At 59.0% G+C, this 1,929-nt stretch carries 3 protein-coding genes and 1 pseudogene; all 4 read left to right on the forward strand.

Annotated features, from left to right (window positions below):
• On the forward strand, positions 1–360 hold a 360-nt coding region (locus tag DS901_RS18750), incomplete at its 5' end, for a hypothetical protein (RefSeq protein WP_113776857.1).
• A gap of 31 nt (positions 361–391) precedes the next feature.
• Complete coding sequence (locus tag DS901_RS10265; protein WP_113776858.1) at positions 392–1,030, forward strand: helix-turn-helix domain-containing protein; 639 nt, start codon at positions 392–394, stop codon at positions 1,028–1,030.
• A gap of 16 nt (positions 1,031–1,046) precedes the next feature.
• Positions 1,047–1,634, forward strand: a complete 588-nt coding sequence (locus DS901_RS10270; RefSeq protein ID WP_113776859.1) for a hypothetical protein — start codon at positions 1,047–1,049, stop codon at positions 1,632–1,634.
• Positions 1,631–1,929: pseudogene (locus DS901_RS10275) on the forward strand (hypothetical protein); the annotation flags it as partial. The gene DS901_RS10270 and the pseudogene DS901_RS10275, both read left to right, overlap by 4 nt.

Raw genomic sequence — 1,929 nt, forward strand, 5'->3', positions numbered from 1 at the left:
GCGGCAACGATCAACGCGCGCTGGGGCGGTGGCTCGAGCAAGGGCACGGTGAGCAAGAAAGCATCGGGCATTTTGGATTGGACGGTTGCTGATGTCATCGCGCTTGAGGATGCGTCCGAGCAGTTTCCAATCACGCAGATGATGGTCAAGCGCTTGGAGGCGCAAGAAGTCATTAACGATATCTGCTTGATGTCGCTGACAGGCACAATCGCCAAGGAAAATGGCGAAGCGATTGCGGCCATCTTATCTGCGCAGCAGTCCAGCAGTGCGGATGACCGCGTGCGCGCGATGAAAGAAATCGATGAAGCCATCGTCGCACTACAGCAGGCGCGTGCACGGCTTGCCGTCGGTGCGCCATGAATTGGCCCGCTGCAAGTAAAGGCGTGCGGCAATGAGCATTGAAGCGACAAATTGGGCGTTCAGTCAGCGCGGCCTCAAACCCGCTGCAAAGCTCGTGCTGGTCTATCTCGCAGATTGCCACAACCGCCACACCAAGCGCTGCGATCCCTCCCAGGCGCTTCTTGCCAGTGAATGTGAGATGTCACGTGCAAGCGTGAATGTGCATCTGAAGGCGCTCGAAGAGGGCGGTTTTATCCGCCGGGTGCAGCGCTCAAATGCGAAAACTAAGAAGCAAAAAAGCACACTTTATGTCTTGGGATGCGACGAAGAAAAACCACAAAATACGGAAAAAGCCGTGTCCAGAATCCAGACACGGGAAAAGGCAAAAGCCGTGTCCAGAAAACGGGCAATCCCGTGTCCAGAAAATGGGGGTAGCCGTGTCCAGACGTCTAGACACGAACCTGAAGAGAACCAGAAAAGAACAGGGCGCGCGACAAATGCTGCGCCGTTTTTCACGGCGGATGAACGCTCTGAGGCAAAGCAGATCGCGGATCACATCCGCGGTGGTGGGCGCATCAACGCGGCCGCCGTCAGGGTCCGGGTTCGCAGCTGCATCGCCGATGGCGCGCTGTTGTCTGACGAAGAGATCACCAAGCACGGTTTGCGTGCAGCTGAAACGCAGAATTGCTGAGAAGAGGAAAGCGCTGATGGATATTTCACAACAGGCCGATGGCGAAAAGCGCGTTGAGATGCTTTTGATTGCGCCGCTGCAGCGGCGCGGGTTGGCGAAACCAGGAAGCCTGACCAAGGCGCAATTCGAAGAGATGGTCAAAGATCTTTGCGCACGGCTGGCCTACATGAGCGCGCCGAACTTGATGGCGCTGGAAGAGCAGGCGGCATCCAATCCCGGCGGCAAGGACCGTGATCGCTTTCCAATTGGCAACCGCATCCTAGACTGGGCTGGCCAGATCCAGCCACCCGGTGATGAGGCCTCGCCATTGATCCGGGCCGTCTTTGCCGCTCAGCTTGGCGCGGATGCGCTGATCGGTGGCTGGGCACCGGAGCTCTTGGTGGAACTCAAAAAGATGCGCCGCTGGCCAAACGCCTATGCGGTCAGTCAGATCAAAACGCAGGCCGGTGAGAGCGTGACCCGGATGGTGCGTGCTGACGAAGCTCTGGCGCGTGGCGATCAGCTGCAGCCTGATCTGGCAAGCTGGCGCGACCGCAGGCTTGCTGCGCTGCGTAAGTGCCAAGACATCGCCGCACTTGGCCAACCGCAGGGGGCAGGGGCATGATGGTGGCGCGTGGCATGGGGCAGGCGGCCCGCGTCGATACGCGCCGTTCGATTGATATCTGGGGCCTCGTGGTTTGGGCATTCCAACGCGAAGCCGCACAGCTCGACCTGCAACGCACCAGTTTGGCGGAAAGCTGCATCACAGGGTTTGGTTACGCCAGCATGACCGCGATCATCGCAGAGCATGAACAGCTGGGTTGCCGCGTTGATGGTGGTGGCAGTTCTGATCCGCATCCCGACGCTGATCTGGTGGCATCTGCCCTTTCCGTTTTGTCCGAAGGCTGCGGTGGTCAGCG

It is taken from the genome of Loktanella sp. D2R18, assembly GCF_003318235.1.
Classification (GTDB): Bacteria; Pseudomonadota; Alphaproteobacteria; order Rhodobacterales; family Rhodobacteraceae; genus Yoonia.